Genomic DNA, 19,114 nt, shown 5'->3' on the forward strand with positions numbered 1-19,114 from the left:
GGCTGCGTTGACACCTCGGGGGCGTGGGCCTACGCTTCCTCCGCCCACGATATTTCGACCAGAATACGGCGCCTGGGACTGCCTGTGCACGGATGAATTCTCCTTCCCGACCCCGCACCTTTGGCCGCTACCGCGTGGTCCGGCTTCTCGGCCGGGGAGCGGTGGGGGAGGTGTACCTGGCCGAGGATCCCGCCCTAACCAGGCGCGTGGCCGTCAAGACCCTCTCCGGTCTCGAAGCGCTGCCCCCGGCGGAGCAGGAGGAATCCCGGGCGCGTTTTCTGCGGGAGGCCCGCGCGGCGGCCGCCCTGAGCCACCCCAACATCGTGACGATCTACGACGTGGGTGAGCATGACGGTCAGCCCTACATGGCGATGGAGTACCTCGAGGGCGTCTCCCTCGATCGCCACGTGGCCGACGGCCACCGGCTGCCCGCGGCCAAGGTGGTGGAAGTGGGTATCCAGGCCGCCCTGGCCCTGGACGAGGCCCATCGGGCCGGAATCGTGCACCGGGACATCAAGCCCGCCAACCTGGTGCTGATGCAGGATGGCTCGCTGAAGGTGGCTGACTTCGGCCTGGCCAAGGACATCCGCACCGCGCTGACTTCCGCCGACACCCTGCTCGGGACTCCCAACTACATGTCGCCCGAACAGGTCTCCGGGGCGGCGCTGGACACGCGCTCGGATCTCTTCTCGCTGGCGGTGTGCCTATTCGAGTTGCTCACCGGTCGGCGTCCCTTCGGAGGCGACACCGTTTCCACGGTGCTCTACCGCATCGTCAACGATCCTCCTACGCCTCTCGCCGAGTTGCGCGAGGATCTGCCACCGCGCCTGGGGGACTTGCTCGCCCGTTGCCTCGAGAAGGATCCCGGCCGCCGGCCCGCCACCGGCAACGAGGTGGCCCGGGAGTTGCGGGAGGTGTTGGCGGAGATGGGGGGCCTGCCGGCGTCCCTGCGCATTCCGCCCCCGGCGCGGGCGGGGGCTCCGACCACCGGCAGGAGCGGCTCCGGTGCGGAGGGACTGGCTGCCAGGCCCCCTCGGGGCGGCCGCCGACGGACCGGGCTCGGTGTCGGGCTGTTGCTGGTGGTCGCGGCCGCGGCCTGGACGATGCCCCTGTGGTCGGGGGTCGATCCGCTGGGTGAGCGCCGCCGGCCGGTGGAGGACTGGCTGTCGGCCAGGCTGGGCGTGATCGGAGACGGCATCCGCCTGACTCCCCCCGAAAAGGTCATCGCGGTGCTGACCCAGCCGCGGGGACTCGAGGTGGTGCCTTCGGACCCGCGGGTGGTGGTGGACGAGGATCGCCGGTTGCACATCCCCGGTGATCTCGAGGGGCCGTTTTCCCTGGAGGCCGGTGACGCCTGCCGGGAAGGACGCGTCGAACTCGACCCGGCGACGGCGACGTCTCCCCTGGTGATCGAGACCCGGCCGCGGCGCCGGAGTTTCAAGGTGGTTTCCTCGCCCGCGCGGGCCGCCGTCAAAGTCGACGGCCAGCGCATCGCCGGGCGAACGCCCCTCGTGGTGGAACTGGAACTCTGCCGGCAGCACAGTCTCTCTTTACGGGTGGCGGGACGCCCGGAGTTGGAAGTGGAACTGACCGCGGACGAGGAGCCGGCGGCCTGGGAAGAGCGCCTGGCTTCGCTGAAGATGCCGCGGATCGAGGACGCCTTCCTGCAGGTTACGGCGAGCCCCCACTACAGGGTGCAGGTGATCGATGCCCGGCGGGGCGGCCGGCTCGGGTACGCGGGCCGGAAACTCCGGCTGCGCCCCGGGCGGCACCGCCTGGCGCTGGTGGCCGAAGACGTGTTCTACCGCAGTGAATTCGACGTGGATCTCGAGCCCGGCCAGCAGGTGGCGCTCCCCGTGGCCTACCCGGCCCTGGGTCGCCTGTCGGTGATTTCGGTGCCTCCCGGTGCCAGGGTCACGGTGCGTGTCCCCGCTGCCGGCCTGCAGCGGGAAATCGGCCGGACGCCCACCGGCGAGCACAAGGCCGTGGCCGGGGAGTACGAGGTGGAAGTGCTCCACCCCGTCAGTGGAGCGCTCTTCCGTGAGCGGGTCCAGGTGCGGGCCGGGGCCGTGGCGGTGGTTCGTGCCGGCAAGGGGAGAGGCGGATGGTAGCGACGAGAGCGCTGGTCTTCGGCGTGGTTCTGCTGGCGGCTCCCTGGTTGTGGGCCCAGGGCTCTCTTCCCGAGCGTCAGCTCCGGGCGGCCCGCGACCTCGAGCGGGACGGCCAGGTGGAGCAGGCGCGGGAGATCTACCAACGCCTGGCCTGGGGCGGGCAGGGCGGGGAATGGACCGACGACGCGTTGCTGGCCCTCGCGCGGCTGGACTGGCCGGTGGTTTCGGAGGCCGGCCTGCTGGGCTCGTCCCGGCCGGAGGCCCTCGAGCAGGCGCGCCGGGCGCTGGAGAAGGTCTGGAACGATTTCCAGGATTCCAACTCCGCCGCCGAGGCGGGTTACCGGCTGGCGTGGCTGCGCACGCTGCCCGAGCCGGGGTTCTACGACCCGGGCGGCGCCATCGCCGTGGCGGGCAGCCTGCCCACGATCCATCCCGGCTCGCCGTGGGTCCCCGACGCCCTGCTCCTCGCGGCGCGGCTGCACCTCGAGGCCGGGCGCCCGGCCCGCGCGCGGGAACTGTGCTGGCGGCTGCTCGCCGGTTTTCCCGATCACCCCGCCGCCCGGCGGGCATGGCTGGTGGCCGGACGGGCCGCGTTCCAACTCGGCCTGCATGGGGCGGCGATGACGGCCTTCGGCCGGGCCCAGGCGGCGGGAGACGAGGAGGTGGCGCGTCACGGTCGGAGCCTGGCCACCTTGCTCGATCGCCTGACCTTCGGTCTCGTGCGCCGCGAGTCCCTCTACCGGCCCCGAGATCCCGCGCTGCCACTTCCGGAGCGCGCCGCCGACCTGGTGGTGGACCCCGAGGGCCGGGTGTGGGCGGCCCTCGAGCGGCGGGGCGTCGTGTGGTCCCGCGGCGCGGACGGCGACGTCGACAGCCGCCCGCTGCCTTCCGCCCGCGCGGTGGCGCTGGACGCCTGGGGCCGCCTGTGGGGGGCGGGGGGAAAGACGGTGATGATGCCCCAGGCCAACCTGGTGCTGGAAGGCAACGTGGACATCACGGCGCTGGCGCCCGTGGGACCGGCTGCGGCCTGGGTGGTGGATGCGCGCGCCCGGCGGGTCGCGCGGGTGGAGGCCGGCCGCGGGGTGGTCGCCACCGTCACCCTGCCCGGCAAGGCCGCGCCCCTCGACCTGGTGGCCACCGGTGACGGGGGAGCCTGGGTCCTGGACGGCCGGCGGCGCCAGTTGCACCGCGTGGCCAGCGACGGCTCTCTGCTCGAGACCCGCGACCTCGAATCGTGGGTCCGCGCGCCGCTGGCCCTGGCCGGGGACCGGCTCGGCTATCTCTACGTGCTCGATGGAAAACAGAAGCAGGTGGTGATCCTCACACCGGAAGGGGACATGCAGGGTCGCATCGGCCTGCCTGTCGAGGGCGAGGGTGCGTTGGTGCGACCGGACCAGATCGCCGTCTCGCCGGCCGGGGACCTGCTCGTATCCGATGGAAGGAAGAGGAGCCTGACATGGCTGCGCTGAGACGGGCGGAAGGCCTGCGGCTGCTGTTCGTCCTGTTCCTGCTGGGATGCGTTCTGCCGCTGTCGGTCGCCGAGAAGACGGCCCCCGGGGAGAGGGCCCCCGAGGCTCTGCTGGCCGATGCGCGCACGGCTCTCGAGCAGGCCGACCTGGAAACCGCGGAGAAGCTGGCGCAGGAGGTCGCGGCCCGGGCCGCATCGCGCGATCAGTTGGCCATGGCCCTGGACCTGGTCGCCCAGTGTCGTTTCACCCTGGGCGACGCGGAGGGAACGGCGAAGGCTCTCGACCGCCTGATCGACCACCTGCCTTCCTACGAGGTCGGCGGTGAGATTGTCGGGCCCAGGTACGTGGAGCTGTACCGCTCCCGGCGGGAGAAGAAAGTCGGTTTCTTCTCACCTTCCTGCAAGCCCTTGCCCTGCGAGGGCTACCAGGTCGATGGCGTCGACGTGCGTCCGGGAGCCGGCGGCAAGCTGGCGGTCACCGCCGGCAAGCACAGGGTTCGCTTGCTGCGCCACGGCTTCGAAGCCTGGGAAAGCGGCGAGTTGGAAATCGCCGCCGGCGAGCACAAGGTCCTCGAGGCGGAACTCCGGCAAGTGGCGCGGGACCTGCGTTTCGAGACGGTTCCCGCGGGCGTGGAAGTGCTGCTCGATGGGGTGGTGGTGGGGCAGACCGAGGCGGTCGAGGACGATCCGGCGACGGGCCGGTTCGAATTGCGGGAACTGCTCCCCGGCGAGCATCTGCTGGTGCTTCGGCAGGAATGCTACCAGCGCCTCGAGCAGCGACTGGAGATCGTTCTCGACGCGCTCGATCCCGGTCCGCTGGATCTGGGCCGCATCGAGCTGCAGCCGGCGCGGGCCGAGTTGGAACTGCGCTGGAACCGCTCGACGGGTTGGCTCTCCCTCGATGGAAGAGAGGTCGAGGCCGGGCGGCACGAGATCTGCCCCGGCCGGCACCGGGTGGCCTTGCAACTCGCCGGCAAGCGAAGCTGGTTCGAGGATGTGGAGATCCGGGACGGTGAGCGGAAGGTGATCGATGTGCATCCCCGGCCCACCATCGCACTGGCCGCCGAGGGGCCGCCGGCGGTAGAGGCCGCCGCCCGCGGTCGCTGGAACCGGGTGGTCCTGGACGCCGCGACCGCCGCCCAGTGGGCTGCCTTCTTCGCGGCGCAGGCGCCGGGAGGGTCGGCCGTGCCGCTCTACCCCGCCATCCAGCGTCAGCGGCCGACGGGTTCCTCGAGGCCGTTTCTGCCCGAAGACGTGGATTTGCTGGTCCTGGTGGAGGAGAACCGTCAGGCCATCCCGGCCACCCGCCGGCTGCTGTTCTTCGATCCGGTGACCGGCATTCTCGAGCAGGCCGCGTGGCCCCTGGCCCAGGGCGAGCAAGCCCTGCGGGTGGCCGCCGCACGGCTCGCTCCACGGGTCGAGGCTCCCGCGGCCTTCGTCGGTTTCGACGTGGCCGGCCGGATCGGGCGTCCGCCGGTGATCAGCGAGGTTCACCCGGCCTGTCCCCTCGAGGGCCTGTCCGCCGGAGAGATTCTGCTCGAGGTGAACGGACAGGCCCTCGATCCCCGCGATCCTGTCGGAGACCTGGAGCGACGGGTGGCGGCTTTCGCGCCGTTGGAGCCGATCGAGCTCCTGGTGGAAAACGCCGAGGGGCGCGTGCGGCGCCGGGGACAGGCCCTGGCCCAGGTGGAGCCGCCCAACCCCCATCGGCTGGGCGGCGGCCTGCTGCTGGCCCGGCTGGCGATGGCCCGGGCGAGCCGCCTGGCGGCGGAAGGGCGGTCGCGCTTTCTCGCGGCGCTCGAGGAGGGGATGATGCTCGCCGCCCTGGATCTGGCAGAGCCGGCGGCGCGCCTGCTCGACCGGACCGAGATTCCCGCGGACATCGATCCCTCCACCGACCTGCGGGGTACGGTGTGGACCGTGCTCGAGTCCTTGCTGCGCCGTCTCGGCGCCGGTGCATATGCCGCGGAGATTCACGCCCGGCTGGCCGGTCTGCCCGAAGCGCGATTCGGAGGACGGCGGGGGCCGCCGCTGGCCTACCTCTCCGAGACCACCAGCACGCCGCCGAGCGGGGCTCTTGGAGGCGGGCGGCCGGCCGCCGGAAGCCCGGCTCTTCGCACAGAAGAGACAACGGGCTTCCAGGGGGGCTTCCAGGGGGGCTTCTAGGGCCCCGCGTCCGCATAGATGACGCGGTAGAAGGCCTGGTCGCCGGGTCTGGCGTCGATGTATTGCCCGGTGGGAGAGGCTCCGATCACCTGGGCGTCCGAGAAGTCCGGCAGGGTGGCGCGGTGGATCTCGCAGTTACCCGGAAAGTAGTGATCCCATTCCAGCAGGACCTCGCCCGTCTCGAGTCGCGAGCAGCGGAGGTCTGCGCCGCTGGGCCACATCTCGATGTGCCGGTAGTCGATCCGTTCGTAGGTCATCAGGGACGGGTCGAAGCGCTGCCCCGTGGGCAGGACCACACTCTCGTGGACTCCCTGTCCCTTGGCCTCGGCATGAACCAGGTAGCGCCGGGCCCACGACCGCAGGGCGCCGCAGCCACCATCGTAGGCCGGCTCCGACTCGAGGATATCGAGCATCACCGAGTCGGTGGCGACGGTGTCGTCTCCGACGATCAGGCTGTTGGGCCACTCGTTGCCGTAAATCTGCCAGGGGCGCGGTTCGTGGCCGAAGTTCGAGCAGGGCTGCCCCAATAGCATGTCACCGACCACCAGGGCGGTCTTCTCGCCGATCGACTTGACCGTCGGATCCGACGGCACCACGGGCGAGCCCATGATGTCGGCGAGGACCGAGGCCTCCGGTGTGTCGTTGTAGAGCCAGGGGTGCAGGGCGTTGGCGTTGCGGATGCTGCCCAGGTGGTTCTTGTAGCCCAGGGTGGCATTGGCCTGGCTGTGCCGCTTGACGATGGGAATGTCGACGATGTAGTCGGCGTCGAGAACCAGGGCGTTGATCTCGGTTTCCGGAGGCGTGTTCACGTGGGCCGGATCCCAGGTGACGTGGGTACGGGGGTCCCAGGCGTCGCCGCCGGCCAGGGCGCCGCCGCTGGCGTGGAATTGTACGTCGGGATAGTAGGCCCGCACTCGATCCCGGAACCAGGGCGGGATGTACCGTGCGCCGCTGCCCGTCGTCATGTCGTAGATGTGGCAATTGGCGGACAGGCCGCCGGCCCGGACGAAACCACGGATCACCGCCACCGCGGGTTCAGGGATGGCGTCGATGATATTACCCGCTCCGTCGGCGGGGTCGGTGGAGTTGTTGCAGTTGATCTTGATCATCAGGTGCCGGGTGGCGGGGTCGGCGAGGGGGAAAACCTGTTGCCAGGCGTCTGTCAGGCCACTGCCCTTGAGCAGACGGACGGCCTCGTCGAGCATCACGAAGACGGTCTGCTGGTCGACGAAGTCACGGTACATGCCGCCGGTCTTGGGCCAGCGCGCCGCCATACCGTTGTGGACGTGGACGACCCGCGGCAGGGCGCGATTCCGTCCCGGCAGGGACCAGGCGCGGGTCGGCAGGACCAGGGGGGCGGCCCCGGCCCACACGGCGGCGCGGAGGAAATCCCGGCGGTTCATGCGTGTTCGTCTCATCGAGTCTCCCGCTCAGGCTATACGGTGTCGGCCCGGTGGCGGCAACGGGGATCTCCAAAGCGCCTTTCGCTCCCCGGCGCGACGCGCCGAGGCTCCTCTTCGAAACGCGTGCCGGGCGCGGCGGCCGCCCCGTCCGCCCTCCGGCTGCGGGGGGTGGTGGAACGCGGCGCGTCGTGCTCGAAGAATCGCCACAAAGGGCCTCGTCGCGGCTTGCCCCGGGGGCTGGGCTGTGCGATGTTTTCAGCCCCGCCACGCCGGTCCGGCCGCCGCAAGGGCCGCCCCGTCCAAGGAGAGCACCATGGGCCACACCTGGGAGAAGTCTTACCACCGTGTCGAAAGTGATTTCCCCCATTGGGACAAGGCGGGCGACATCACCGACCAGTTGATCGACCTGATGCTCAACTACCGGCAGTCGGGTCATCCCGGCGGCTCCCGGTCGAAGGTGCATGCCCTGCTCACGCTGCTGCTCTCCGGCGTGATGCGCTGGGATCTGCGTCGACCCGACAAGCCCTTCGCCGACCGCTTCGTGCTCGTGGCGGGGCATACCGTGCCCCTGGTCTACGCCGTGCTGGCGACGTTGAACGAAGCCCTGCGCCTGCGCCTGGAGGAGACCGGCGACGAGAAGTACCGGGTGCGCCATGCCGACCGGTGGCAGTTGACCTGGGAGGACCTGCTGGGCTTCCGGCGCCGGGGCGGTCTCGCCGGACATGCCGAATTCGAAGGCAAGACCCTGATCTTCAAGTGGAACACCGGTCCGACGGGGCACGGCTTTCCGCCCGCGGTGGGGCAGGCGATGGCGCTCAAACGGGCGGGAGCCGGCGACGTGCGCGTTTTCGCCCTCGATGGAGAGGGCGGGCTCAGTGCCGGCGGCACCCATGAATGCCTGAATTCGGCCTGGGGCCTGGGGCTCGACAATCTCTTCCTCCTGGTGGATTGGAACGATTACGGCATCGACGCCCGGCCCGCTTCCTCGGTGATCCACGGTACGCCTTCCGACTGGATCGGCTCCCACGGCTGGCGGGTCTACGGGGCCGACGACGGCAGCGCCTGGCCCGACGTCACCCGGGCCCTGCTGCAGGCCGTGGAAGACCCCGACAGCGGCGGCCGCCCGGCGGCGGTTTGGATGCGCACCCGCAAGGGCCGCGGCTACGGCAAGTACGACTACGCTTCCCACGGCGCGCCCCACAAGATGAACTCGCCGGAGTTCTGGGAGACCAAGCGTCCGTTCCAGGAGAAGTACGGCGTGACCTTCGCCGGCTTTGGCGAGCCGGCTCCGGGTGACGAGGCGTCCCGGACGGAGCAGGCGCGGGCGAACTACCAGGTGGTGATGTCGGTGATGAAGTCCGACCCCGACTTCTACCGCTACCTGGCCGATCGCCTGGTGGAAATCGGCGAGAGCGTCCCGCAGCGCCCCGCGGGTCTGATGCTGGATCTCGGCCGCAACCCCTGGAAGGATCGGCGCCTGACCGATTTCCGCAGCTACCCGCCGGAGATCTGGATCCCGCCCGGGCAGAAGGTCCCCAACCGCAAGGCGCTGGCCCTCTGGGGCGCCTGGGTCAATTCATGGGCGCGCAAGGAGTACGGTCGCCCCCTCTTCCTGGCCATGTCGGCCGACCTGGCGGAATCCACCAACATCGCCGGCTTCGCCAAGGCATTCGCCGGTGCCGAAAACTACGGGGTCTACGAACGGAACGACAATCCCGAGGGCGTGCTCCTGCCCCAGGAAATCACCGAGTTCTGTAACTCGGGTATGACCGTCGGTATCGCCTCGGTGAACTTCAGCGACGACCCGACCCGCGAGTGGGACGGTTTCGGCGCCGCCTGCTCGACCTATGGCTCGTTCAGCTATCTCAAGTACGGTCCCATGCGCCTGTACTCCCAACTGGCCCAGGACTGCGAGTTCAAGGTGGGACCGGCGATCTGGGTCGCGGGGCATTCCGGGCCCGAGACGGCGGAGGATTCCCGCACCCACTTCGGCGTTTTCGCACCTTCGGTGACGCAGCTCTTTCCCGAGGGAAGCGTGATCGATCTGCATCCCTGGGAGGCTAACGAGGTGCCCGTGGTGCTCGCCGCCGCCCTGGCCGCCGGGGCGCCGATCCTCGCGCTGCACCTGACCCGTCCGCCGGTGGAGATTCCCGACCGCAAGGCCCTCTCCCTGGCCTCCCATTTCGAAGCCGCGCGGGGGGCCTACGTGATGCGGGACTACCGCGACGGGGCACCGCGCCAGGGGGTGGTGATCGTCCAGGGGACGACCTCCACGGCCAACCTGATCGCCGCCCTGCCCGAGATCGATCGCCGGGGCTGGAACGTCAAGATCGTTGCCGCGGTCTCGCCGCAGCTCTTCGCCCTCCAGGACGAGGGCTATCGGCAGAGCGTGCTCTCCGAGGCGGACCGCATCGACGCCATGGGTGTCACCAATCGCAGCCGGGACTCCCTGCGTCGCTGGATGGCCAGCGATGTCTGCCTCGAGTACACCCTCTCCGCGGACTGGGACGACCGCTGGCGGACGGGGGGATCGGTGGAGGATGTGATCGACGAAGCCCACCTTTCGACCGAGCACATCGTCGAGGGTATCGGGAGATTCGTCGCGGAGCGTGACAGCCGGCTCGGCCGTATCGCCTCCGCGCTCGCCGCGGCCCGCCAGGGTTGACGGCGGAGGAACGGGACAATGCCGGAACTGAGTCACCGCACCGCTGAACTGGGCACGGAAAACGCGTTCGTCGTCCTCGGTGAAGTCAACGCCCTGGTGGCCGAGGGCAAGGACGTTCTCTCCTTCTGTATCGGCCAGCCCGATTTCCCCACGCCGGCCAACGTCTGCGAGGCCGCCATCCGGGCGATCCGGGAGGGCCGGCATGGCTACACGCCCTCCCCGGGTATCCCCGCCCTGCGGGAGGCGGTGGCCCGGGAACTGGGCCGCGTCCGCGGCGTCGATCTCCGCCCGGAACACGTGGTGGTGGGTTCCGGAGCCAAGCCCTTCATCAGTTACACGATCCTCAGTGTGACCGATTTCGGGGCGGGCCACGAAGTGATCTATCCCAATCCGGGCTTCCCGATCTACGACTCCCAGATCCGCGCCATGGGTGCCGTGGGGGTGCCCCTGCACCTGCGCGAGGGGAGAGATTTCGCCTTCGATCCCGCCGAACTGGAGGAGCGGATCACCGACAAGACGCGGTTGCTGATTCTCAATACCCCGCACAATCCGACGGGAGGCATTCTCTCGCGCGGGGATCTGGCCGCCATCGCCGAGATCCTGCGCCGCCATCCCCAGGTCTGGGTCTATGCCGACGAGATCTACTCTCGCCTGGTCTACGACGGAGAGTTCGCTTCCATCGTCAACGAAGAGGGGATGCTCGAGCGTACGGTCATCGCCGACGGGGTTTCCAAGACCTGGGCGATGACCGGCTGGCGCATCGGCTACGCGGTCAACGAAGCCCTGGCCCCCCACTTCACCCGCTGGGTGACCAACACCGAGTCCTGTGCGGCTCACCCCAACCAGTACGCGGCGCTGGCAGCCATCAGCGGTCCCCAGGACGAGGCCGAAAAGATGAAACGGGTCTTCCACGAACGGCGGGAACTGATCGTCGGCGGCCTCAACGGCATTCCCGGTTTCAGCTGTCGCCGCCCGGGCGGGGCGTTCTATGTCTGGCCCAACGTCACCGAGGCTTGCCGCATGACCGGCTGCGCCGATTCCGAAGAGTTGCGTGGCCGCTTGCTGCGGGAGGCCGGTGTGGCCGTTCTGGCGGACATCCACTTCGGTCCCCGTGTACCTGACGAGGGGCAGCACATCCGGCTGAGCTATGCCGCTTCCAACGCCGATATCGAAAAGGGCATCGATCGCATCGACCAGTGGGTACGCTCCAACAGCCGGGGCTGATGGCCCGGCCGGTCCTGGTTCTCAACGAGCGTTCCGGAACTTCCCGTCGCCGGCGCCGCTTCACCCGCGCTCTCGACCGCCTCGGCGGTGAGCGCGGCTTCGACCTGCGGCGGCCGGCGAGCGCCGAGGCGGCGGCCGAGGAAGCCGCCCGGGCCTGGAGTGCGGGTGCCCCGATGGTGATCGCCGCCGGCGGCGATGGCAGCATACGCGCCGTTGTCGCCGGCTTGCTGCGTGCGGCCGACGTGCGGTCGGAGTCCCCGCTCCTGGGCCTGGTGCCCCTGGGGCGGGGTAACGACCTGGTGCGGGGGCTCGGGCTGCCCCTCGATCCCCGCCTCGCTCTCGAGGCCCTGGCGGCGGAAGACGCGCTCCGGGTCGCGCCCCTCGATGTGGGCCGGGTGTGGATCGACGGACGCGCCGGGATCTTCGTCAACGCCCTGGGGATCGGTCTCGACGCGGAGGTGGCCGGGCGGGCGCGATCGATTCCCCTCGGGGGCCTTGGCGCGTACCTCCTGGCCTTGATCCGGGTCCTGGCCGATGGCCTGAGGCCCTGGCCGGCGGAAGTGCGTATCGATGGCGGGCCGGCGCGCAGGGTGGCCGCGCTGCTGCTGACCTTCGGCAACGGTCCGAGTACGGGAGGCGGCTTCCGTCTCGTTCCCCGGGCCGTGGCCACCGACGGCGTGCTGGACTATTGCATCGGCCGCAAGGGGCCTGTGCTCAGCATACTGGGCCTGGTGCCGCGGATCCTTCGCGGCGGTCATGGCGGCCACCGGCTGGTCGAAATGGGGCGCTGTGCCGACTTCGAGGCCATCTTTTCGCGGCCGGTGGCCGTCCATGCCGACGGCGAAGTGCTTGCCTCCGCCGCCGTCCACTGCCGGGTCGGCCTGCAGCCGGCGGCTCTCCGCCTGGCCTGCGGCGGGTCTATACTCTTGGCCCCCGGGCAGCGGACGAGGAGGAAGGGATCTTGACTGGTGACGACCTGCGAGCGGGGCTCGAGCGTCTCGTGCTGAAAAACTCCCGTCTCGAGTTGAAGAGCGTGGGCGACGAAGAGGAACTCAACTTCGACCTGGGTTTCGACTCTCATGCCCTGCTCAACCTGCTGCTCGACATCGAGGACGAATACAAGATCGAGGTTCCGCCGGAAAAGATCCCCGACCTGATCGGCAAGCCTTTCGGTGTGCTGGTCGATCTCGTGCGCGAACGCCTCGCCCAGGGCTAGCGGCCCGATCCAGGCGGCCTCATGCGCGCAGGTCGAGGGGCGGCACTAGACGGCGTCGGCCGCTGAACGCGTGGTCCTGCGGATCCAGGCGAAGGTCGCCAGGGAGATGGCCACCATGCACAGGGAAATCCACTGGCTGGTGGTGAACAGGGAGTACTGGCCCCGGGGATCGGAGCGGAAGAATTCCAGCACGAAGCGCTCGATGCCGTAGAGCCCGGTCCAGGCCGCGAAGATGGTCCAGGGGGCGGGTTTGCGCCGCCAGAGGGCGTAGCAGATGGCGAAGTTCATCATTTCGGCGAGGAACTCGTAGATCGGGCTGGGATGCAGGGGGACGTCGAGCGGTGTGCCGTTGATCCGATGGGCCAGGGGATTGGTGTAGACGATCGCCCAGGGAAGGTCGGTGGGAGCGCCGTAGCAGCAACCGCCCAGCAGGCAGCCGATGCGGCCCACACCGTGGGCCAGGGGCACGCCGGTGAACAGGCCGTTGGCCACGATCCCCGGATCGAGCTTGTACTTGCGGAGCATCAAGGCGCAGAAACCCACGCCCGCAATCGCTCCGCCGAGCCAGACGCCTCCCCCCATCAACACCCCGATGAAGCTTCTCTTGCCGGCGGCGATGTCGGGGAGAAAGACGATCAGGTTGGTGACCTTGGCGCCGATGAAGCCGGCCGCCACCGAGCCGAAGTAGATATCGGTCCAGGGGGCGTCCGGGTAGACCTGTCTACCCAGGTAGGTGCCGATGGCCCAGCCGGTGATCACGGCCAGCAGGAAGAAAACACCGTAGCCCCCAATGGCGATCGGAATCGCGTGGCCGCCGATGTTGATCGTTCCGAAATCGATGATCACTGGGTACATGGCTCCTCCAGCGCTGGAGAGTACGAAGCTTGGGACGCAGAGGCAAACCCAAATCCGCCGGTGTAGGCTCAGGGCCCCGGCGTCCGCGGGTGGGAATCCCGGACGCGGCAGCGGATAGGAGTCGGTCGTGACCTGGCGCGGGTACCTGAAGAAAATGGCGGTCCGGCACACCGAGCCGGTGGAATATGAACTCCGCGGTGCTCTCGCGGAAGACGACGCACCGGTGGCGATTTCGTCGTGGCTCGGCCGCCGCCTGCGTATCGAGACCACGGGAGACGTGCGCTGCATCTACTGCGGCGGCAAGACCCGCAAGCCTTACGGCGAGGGTTCCTGTTTCCGTTGTTTCCGGAAGTTGCCCCAGAACGACATCTGCATCGTCAAACCGGAGCTGTGCCATTTCCACCAGGCCGACAATCCCTGCCGGGATCCCGCCTGGGGGCGTGAGCACTGTCTGATCGACCACGTCCTCTACCTGGCGGTCTCTGCGGGAGTCAAGGTGGGCATCACCCGTCACACCCAGGTGCCCACCCGCTGGATCGACCAGGGCGCGGCGGCCGCCATGCCGCTGGCCCGGCTGCCGGACCGGCTCGAGGTGGGGCGGCTCGAGAAGATCCTCGCCCGGTCGATCAGCGACCGGACCCACTGGCAGGCCATGCTGCGGGGCGACGAGGCCGGGGTGGATCTCGAGGCCGAGGCCGAGCGCCTCATCGGCCGGATCCCCGAGGCCTACCGCCGGTATCTGCTCGCGGAGCGACCGATCTACCGCTTCACCTATCCGGCCCTGCGCTGGCCGGAGAAGGTGCGCAGCATCAACCTGCTCAAAACACCATCGATCGAGGGGCGGCTCGAGGCGATCCGGGGCCAGTATCTGCTCTTCGATGAGGGGGTGCTCAACGTTCGGCGCCACAGCGGTGTGGGCGTGGTGATGCACACGGACGGCTAGCCGCCCGTGTCGACCAGCAGCTTGATCGCCATCCCCACCGCGGCGCAGGCGAGGATCACCCGCAGGAGCCGCTCGCTGCCCGCGAGGGCGGTACGGGCGCCCAGGTAGCCTCCCGCCGCCAGGCCGATGGCCAGGTAGAGGCCGACGCTCCAGATCACCGTGGCATGGGCCAGGAAGATCGGGAGTACGGCCAGTTGCAGGGCCAGCACGATGGTGACCTTGAAGGCGTGGACCCGGACCAGGGGGAAGGTTTCGAGGCCCGCCAGGGCGAAGATCATCAGGAATCCCACCCCGGCCTGAACGAATCCGGCGTACAGGCCGATGCCGAGAAAGGCCAGGTAGGTCAGGGGACGGTAGCGGGTGGGGACCGCGTCGCGAGGCAGCGGGTCGGGACGGGGGGTCAGGGCGATCACCGCCGCCAGGCCGACCATGATCCCGGCCAGCAGACGCCGGAAGAGCAGGTCCGAGATCGTCGCCCCCCACCAGGCCCCCACGGCGGCGCCGGGGAGGGCCGCGACGATCAGCGGCAGGGTGTAGCGCAGCCCGCGAATGCCGCCCCGGCGAAAGGTGGGCGCGGCGACCAGATTCTGGATGATGATCGCGATGCGGTTGGTGCCGTTGGCCACCGGGCCGGGCAGGCCGAGAAGGATCATCAGCAGGGGCAGGGTCAGGGTCGAGCCGCCACCCGCCGTGACGTTGAAAAAGCCGGCCACCACGCCGGCGCCGATGATCGACAGGATCGATGTCAGTCCCGTTTCCATGGGGGGGCTCCGCAAGGCCGGTCAGCATAGCAGGGGGGGCGGTGCGGGGCGGCGAGTCGGCGTATATTCCCTCGGCCGTCTCTTCCGAGGAAAATCCGCCGTGCCCGCTGCCGCCTTCCCTCCCGTCCCCGTGGTCCCCCCCCGCGCTCAGCGGCGGCGGATCGTTCTGCTCGAGGAGAATCCCGACCACCGGGAACTGATCGCAGAGTTCCTCGAGGCGGAAGTGGAAGGGGTAGAGGTGCGGGTCGATCCCGCCCCGGAGGGCACCGCCGACCTGCTGCTCGTCTCCGAGTCGTGGAGGCGGGTCCATGACGAGGGGGAACTGCCGCCCGCCCGGCACTGCCTGCCGCTGGCCGGCAAGGAACGGGGGACCGCCTTCCTGGGGGAGTTGCTCGAGGAAGTGCGCCAGCGGCTCGAGGAGCGGGCTGCGCCGGCCCCGGCGGCCTCTACCGGGGTGGATCCCCGGCTGGTCTGCGCACTGGTCGCCGCATGGGGGGTGGACGAGGCCGGCCCCCTGGCTGCTCTGCTCGAGCCGTTCGCCCTGCCCGGGCCCCGGGCGTTCGACCCCGGGGCCCTGCTGGGGCTCCGGCTCGCTGCCTGGCGCGAGCGCTGGCCGGGAAGGCTGATTCTCTTCGAACGCCAGGGCCCCGCGGCGCGCTTCGCCCTGGCGCCGGGACTCTGGCTGGGGGTCCTGGACACCCTGGTGGATCAGGTCCTGATGCGGGGAGGGGGTGACCAGCCGCTGCGCCTCGGCTGCACCACGGGCGCGGGGGAGGTCCGCCTGACCCTCGAGGGGGCCGGCGACCTGCCGGAAGAGTTCCTGGCCCTGGCCCGCGCCCTGGCCGGAATCCACGGGGGACGGGCGGATCGGGCCGGTGGCGTGGTGATCGCAGTGCCCCTGCCCGACGAGCCGGCTCCTTTGCCGGGTGGCGAGCCGGGAGCGGTGCTGCTCGTCGGCCCGGAGGCCTCCTTCGAAGCCGTGACCCCGGCCCTCGAGGGTGCCGGGCGCCGCGTGGTGTGCGCGGTTGGAGTCGAGGCGGCCCTCGATCTTCTGCGGGCGGGCTGCCGCTACGAGCTGGCCCTGGTGGAACCGGCTGAAGCCGGGCCGGGGCCGGCGGAACTGCAGCGGGCGGATCGGGGGATGCTGATCATCACCTGGGGCCGTGGCCAGCCGGCGGACACCGGCTGCCTGCACCTTCCAGGGCCTCCCGACGCCGCCGCTCTGGCGGAGCTGCTGGGCTGCTAGCCGCGCTATTCCCCGGCGGCGGGGCCTTCCTCGACCGTTGCGGAGATCACCTGCAGGCCGGAGCCGCCGCCACGGGCGACCAGCTTGTCGAGAGTCTCGGCGCCGCCTACCAGGTGGCCGATCACCGTGGCCTTGCCCTGCCACTCGGGGCGGGGTCCGAGCAGCACGATCAGGTGGGGCATGTTGAAGGCGCCCGGGCCGGGAGGGGAGGCCTCGAGGAGTACGGCCCCGGCGAGCAGGGCGGCGGAGGTCTTCTCCTGGGGGCGGATGCGGTAGCGTGCCGAGGCGGGGCCCCGAATCTTGAAGGCCACGCCCTTTTCCACCCGCGGAATCTTGGCGCCGTCGTAGAGCCCCGAGCGGGCCAGGTTGACGATGTTGTGCACGGCCACCGGCGCTTCGGAGGTGTCGAGGGCGATGCGGAGCGGGCCCACGGCGGTTTCCAGCAACAGCCGGTAGTCGGCAGTGGGAGAGAAGGCCTCGATCAGCTTGAACTTCACCTCCTGGGACGGGGCGCCCTGGGGACCGAAGCGCAGAATGTAGTCGCCGGGCTTGTCCAGGCGCGGGAAGAGCATGCCCGCGTCGAAGGTCAGGCCGATGAAACCACCCGGCCCGATGGACTTGGCCTTCGCCGCACCGAAACGGCGGGGGCGGGTAGGGGAGATCGCCTTGCCGTCGGCGGTGATCAGCTCGAGGTTCGAGGCCAGGTTCGCCCCGTGGCTGTACTCGACCCAGCGCTCCGTGGGGTTGATCACGGTCAACTCGCCGCGTATCACCGTGCCGACCTCGTAGACATCCTGGAACATGCGCAGGGAGGCCGTCAGGGGTGCGTCCGAAGCGGCCGGGGTGGGAACGGAGACCAGGCCCAGGATGAGGGCGAGGACGAACCAGCGGGAGTGCAGCAGGCCAGGGGGGGGAACCATCACGACGACTCCATTCGATCGGCCCGGGGCGGCGCGCGGCCCCCGTCCGGGCAGGGAAAAACGATGCCGTCGGACAGACTAGCCGAACTCCGCCCCTTCCGCCCACCGGACGGGCGCCGCGGCGTCCGGGCCAGGACGCAGGCCGCCACGGTGCCGGCCCCGGCCTGATGCAGGGTTTCGGCCAGGGCGGCGAGGGTGCTGCCGGTGGTGCAGACGTCGTCGACCAGCAGGATCCGGCGGCCCTCCACCCGGGAGGCGCGAACCGAGAAAGCCCCCTGGAGCCGGCCCCGGCGCCCGCGCGCGTCGAGACTCGAGAGGGGGGGCGTGTGCCGGGTCTTCCGGGCGGCCCGAGGATCGACCGCGACACCGAGCCGGCCGCCGAGGATACGGGCCAGCGCCCGGCTGACCCGCCGCCGGGGACCCCAACGGAGGGGATCGGGAGGCACCGGCAGCAGCAGGTCCGGCCGCCAGGGTCCCGCGATCTGCCAGGCCGCGGCCATGCGCCGCCCGCAGGGGATCGCCAGTTCCAGCGCGCCGGCGAACTTCATCCGGCGGTGGAGCACCACGGTGTCGCCCTCGTAGCGGAAGGGGGCGACGATGCCCGCGAGCAGGGGGCCGGGCGGGTCACGCGGGGCGGCACCGGCCTCGGGCAGGGGCGGCAGCGACAGCCAGCAGGCGGGGCAGGCGGAGAAGGACGCGCAGGGGGGAAGTTCCCCGTCACAGAACAGGCAGGTGCCGGGAAAGAGCCCCCCGAGCCAACGGGCGAGGCGGTCGTTCAAGTCGGCTGGCGGGCCAGGGCGGCACCGGTCTCCGCGATGGCAGGCGACAGGGCGGTGGCCACGGTGCCGAAGTGTCCGCAGCCCGGGCAGCGCTCGCTCCACTCTTCGAGATGCCAGCCGCAGGCGCTGCAGTAGGCCTCTGCGGGGCCCTGGGTCTCGAGGACGTGGCGGTAGAGTTCGGCGGCCCGGGAAGCGTTGTCCCGGCGTTCCTCGGCCTGGGCCAGGTGGAAGAGAACCAGGGGGTGGTCTTCCACCTCCTCGAGAATCAGTTCGAACTGGTCCACCGCCTCGTCGTGCATCTCGAGACGCAGGTAGAGCTTGCCCAGGGCCCAGCGGGCCGCGGCTGGGAAATGCTGGGCGGCGATCAGCCCCCTCAGGCTGGAGATGGCCTCCTCGGGATGGCCGCGATCGAGGTCGAGGGCCGCCAGGGCGTCGAGGAGGGCCGGCTCGCCGGTGGCGCGGAAGCCCTCGAGCAGGGCTTCCCGGGCGGCGGGAGCGTCGCCGGCCCGGGCCAGGGCCTGGGCCAGGGTGATGCGGGCGGGGATGTATTCGCCCTCCTTGCGCAACAGCTTGCGCAGCAGGCCGGCTGCGGCCCGGGCCTCTCCGGCTTCCAGGCGCCGGAGGGCGATCTGGGTCCGCAGGCCCAGGTCCTGGAGGCGATCGAGGGGCACCGCGCCGCTGCGTGAGCAGGCCGTGGCCAGGCGGCGAGCCGCGTCCGCGGCGGCTTCCCACTCGCCGGCGCGAATCTCCAGGTCCCGCAGTTGGCGCAGGGGGCCGATGGCGCCCCGAGGGTTTTTCTTCACCAGGGAGGTCAATTCCCGCCTGGCGTCTTCGAGGCGTCCGCTCTCCAGGTAGTCGAGGGCCAGGGCGTGGCCCGGTTCGTCGCTGTCCGGTTCGATGCGCCGGGCCCGCTCGTGGATGCCCACGGCCTCCGCGCTGCGTCCGGCTCGCCGCAAGGCGTCACCCAGGCGCATCAGGGAACGGAAGTCACCGGGAGAGCGTTCGATGGCCTGCTGGTAGGCGGCGATGGCGTCTTCGAGGCGCCCTTCCCGTTCGGCTTGACGCCCCGTCTCGACGCTGCGCCCGGCGGCCTCGCGGCCGCGGGTGCTCCACAGGGAGCGGGCCCGCGTATAGGCCGTACGGCCCCAGCCGGTGATCTGGAAGGCGAGGCTGATCAGCGAGCCGGCGGCGAAGGCGCCGAGCAGGGCGCCCCACACCGGCACGTGGTGGCCGGCCAGGTCGACGCGCAACTCGAGGATCTCGCGGTTGGGCAGCAGGATGAAGACGATTCCCGCCGCAAAGGAGAGCAGCAGAATGACGGCGATGAAGGTTCGGATGCGCATCGTGCAGCGAGCCT

The 19,114-nt window shown here is 70.3% G+C and carries 15 protein-coding genes; 9 read left to right on the forward strand and 6 right to left on the reverse strand.

Annotation, left to right across the window (positions count from 1 at the left end; genetic code table 11):
• Nucleotides 1–92: 92 nt before the first annotated feature.
• From Q9Q40_15290 to Q9Q40_15300, 3 genes are read left to right on the forward strand one after another with little or no spacing between them, the layout of a single operon-like run.
• Nucleotides 93–2,111 carry a serine/threonine-protein kinase gene (locus Q9Q40_15290; GenBank protein MDQ7008584.1) on the forward strand — a complete coding sequence of 673 codons (2,019 nt, stop codon included), beginning with the start codon at nucleotides 93–95 and terminating at the stop codon, nucleotides 2,109–2,111.
• Nucleotides 2,105–3,580, forward strand: coding sequence for a hypothetical protein (locus Q9Q40_15295; GenBank protein ID MDQ7008585.1), 1,476 nt, complete (start codon nucleotides 2,105–2,107; stop codon nucleotides 3,578–3,580). Before Q9Q40_15290 ends, Q9Q40_15295 begins: the two co-directional genes overlap by 7 nt.
• Nucleotides 3,568–5,745: a hypothetical protein gene (locus Q9Q40_15300; protein MDQ7008586.1), complete on the forward strand. Its 2,178-nt coding sequence runs from the start codon at nucleotides 3,568–3,570 to the stop codon at nucleotides 5,743–5,745. Before Q9Q40_15295 ends, Q9Q40_15300 begins: the two co-directional genes overlap by 13 nt.
• Here the strand turns inward: Q9Q40_15300 and Q9Q40_15305 are convergent.
• Nucleotides 5,742–7,163, reverse strand: coding sequence for a DUF362 domain-containing protein (locus Q9Q40_15305; GenBank protein MDQ7008587.1), 1,422 nt, complete (start codon nucleotides 7,161–7,163; stop codon nucleotides 5,742–5,744). The genes Q9Q40_15300 and Q9Q40_15305 overlap by 4 nt on opposite strands.
• 298 nt (nucleotides 7,164–7,461) lie before the next feature.
• On the opposite strand from Q9Q40_15305, the gene Q9Q40_15310 reads away from it, so the two are divergent.
• The 4 genes from Q9Q40_15310 to Q9Q40_15325 are packed head-to-tail and all read left to right on the forward strand — an operon-like array spanning nucleotide 7,462 to nucleotide 12,253.
• Nucleotides 7,462–9,813: a transketolase gene (locus Q9Q40_15310; GenBank protein MDQ7008588.1), complete on the forward strand. Its 2,352-nt coding sequence runs from the start codon at nucleotides 7,462–7,464 to the stop codon at nucleotides 9,811–9,813.
• Nucleotides 9,814–9,831: 18 nt separating this feature from the next.
• The gene (locus Q9Q40_15315) at nucleotides 9,832–11,037 is read left to right on the forward strand and encodes a pyridoxal phosphate-dependent aminotransferase (protein ID MDQ7008589.1); all 1,206 of its coding nucleotides are present in this window, start codon (nucleotides 9,832–9,834) and stop codon (nucleotides 11,035–11,037) included.
• A complete protein-coding gene (locus tag Q9Q40_15320; GenBank protein MDQ7008590.1) occupies nucleotides 11,010–12,002 on the forward strand; it encodes a diacylglycerol kinase family protein in 993 nt (330 codons plus the stop codon). Before Q9Q40_15315 ends, Q9Q40_15320 begins: the two co-directional genes overlap by 28 nt.
• Entirely contained in the window at nucleotides 11,999–12,253 is a 255-nt protein-coding gene (locus Q9Q40_15325) for an acyl carrier protein (protein ID MDQ7008591.1), read from the forward strand. Before Q9Q40_15320 ends, Q9Q40_15325 begins: the two co-directional genes overlap by 4 nt.
• A gap of 45 nt (nucleotides 12,254–12,298) precedes the next feature.
• On the opposite strand, the gene Q9Q40_15330 is transcribed toward Q9Q40_15325, so the two are convergent.
• Entirely contained in the window at nucleotides 12,299–13,108 is an 810-nt protein-coding gene (locus tag Q9Q40_15330) for a prolipoprotein diacylglyceryl transferase (GenBank protein MDQ7008592.1), read from the reverse strand.
• Nucleotides 13,109–13,235: 127 nt separating this feature from the next.
• Between Q9Q40_15330 and Q9Q40_15335 the strand changes: the two genes are divergently transcribed.
• Entirely contained in the window at nucleotides 13,236–14,051 is an 816-nt protein-coding gene (locus tag Q9Q40_15335) for a DUF2797 domain-containing protein (GenBank protein ID MDQ7008593.1), read from the forward strand.
• On the opposite strand, the gene Q9Q40_15340 is transcribed toward Q9Q40_15335, so the two are convergent.
• The gene (locus Q9Q40_15340) at nucleotides 14,048–14,812 is read right to left on the reverse strand and encodes a sulfite exporter TauE/SafE family protein (GenBank protein MDQ7008594.1); all 765 of its coding nucleotides are present in this window, start codon (nucleotides 14,810–14,812) and stop codon (nucleotides 14,048–14,050) included. The two genes, Q9Q40_15335 and Q9Q40_15340, sit on opposite strands and share 4 nt — an antisense overlap.
• A gap of 100 nt (nucleotides 14,813–14,912) precedes the next feature.
• Here Q9Q40_15340 and Q9Q40_15345 point away from each other — a divergent pair, with 100 nt between their 5' ends.
• Nucleotides 14,913–16,058: a hypothetical protein gene (locus tag Q9Q40_15345; GenBank protein ID MDQ7008595.1), complete on the forward strand. Its 1,146-nt coding sequence runs from the start codon at nucleotides 14,913–14,915 to the stop codon at nucleotides 16,056–16,058.
• 5 nt (nucleotides 16,059–16,063) lie between these two features.
• On the opposite strand, the gene Q9Q40_15350 is transcribed toward Q9Q40_15345, so the two are convergent.
• Genes Q9Q40_15350 through Q9Q40_15360 form a run of 3 tightly spaced genes read right to left on the reverse strand, consistent with a single transcriptional unit; the run spans nucleotide 16,064 to nucleotide 19,100 of the window.
• Complete coding sequence (locus Q9Q40_15350; protein ID MDQ7008596.1) at nucleotides 16,064–16,978, reverse strand: peptidylprolyl isomerase; 915 nt, start codon at nucleotides 16,976–16,978, stop codon at nucleotides 16,064–16,066.
• Entirely contained in the window at nucleotides 16,978–17,757 is a 780-nt protein-coding gene (locus tag Q9Q40_15355; GenBank protein ID MDQ7008597.1) for a phosphoribosyltransferase family protein, read from the reverse strand. The genes Q9Q40_15350 and Q9Q40_15355 overlap by 1 nt, the downstream gene beginning before the upstream one ends.
• Entirely contained in the window at nucleotides 17,754–19,100 is a 1,347-nt protein-coding gene (locus tag Q9Q40_15360; protein MDQ7008598.1) for a tetratricopeptide repeat protein, read from the reverse strand. Before Q9Q40_15360 ends, Q9Q40_15355 begins: the two co-directional genes overlap by 4 nt.
• Between the last annotated feature and the right edge of the window lie 14 nt (nucleotides 19,101–19,114).

The organism is Acidobacteriota bacterium, assembly GCA_030949985.1.
GTDB lineage: Bacteria > Acidobacteriota > Polarisedimenticolia > J045 > J045 > JALTMS01.

Bases quoted from the DNA above. Each gene is read 5' to 3' on its own strand.
- Q9Q40_15290 (MDQ7008584.1), top strand. From the start codon at position 93: ATGAATTCTCCTTCCCGACCCCGCACCTTTGGCCGCTACCGCGTGGTC.
- Q9Q40_15295 (MDQ7008585.1), top strand. From the start codon at position 2,105: ATGGTAGCGACGAGAGCGCTGGTCTTCGGCGTGGTTCTGCTGGCGGCT.
- Q9Q40_15300 (MDQ7008586.1), top strand. From the start codon at position 3,568: ATGGCTGCGCTGAGACGGGCGGAAGGCCTGCGGCTGCTGTTCGTCCTG.
- Q9Q40_15305 (MDQ7008587.1), bottom strand. From the start codon at position 7,163: ATGAGACGAACACGCATGAACCGCCGGGATTTCCTCCGCGCCGCCGTG.
- Q9Q40_15310 (MDQ7008588.1), top strand. From the start codon at position 7,462: ATGGGCCACACCTGGGAGAAGTCTTACCACCGTGTCGAAAGTGATTTC.
- Q9Q40_15315 (MDQ7008589.1), top strand. From the start codon at position 9,832: ATGCCGGAACTGAGTCACCGCACCGCTGAACTGGGCACGGAAAACGCG.
- Q9Q40_15330 (MDQ7008592.1), bottom strand. From the start codon at position 13,108: ATGTACCCAGTGATCATCGATTTCGGAACGATCAACATCGGCGGCCAC.
- Q9Q40_15340 (MDQ7008594.1), bottom strand. From the start codon at position 14,812: ATGGAAACGGGACTGACATCGATCCTGTCGATCATCGGCGCCGGCGTG.
- Q9Q40_15350 (MDQ7008596.1), bottom strand. From the start codon at position 16,978: ATGGTTCCCCCCCCTGGCCTGCTGCACTCCCGCTGGTTCGTCCTCGCC.
- Q9Q40_15360 (MDQ7008598.1), bottom strand. From the start codon at position 19,100: ATGCGCATCCGAACCTTCATCGCCGTCATTCTGCTGCTCTCCTTTGCG.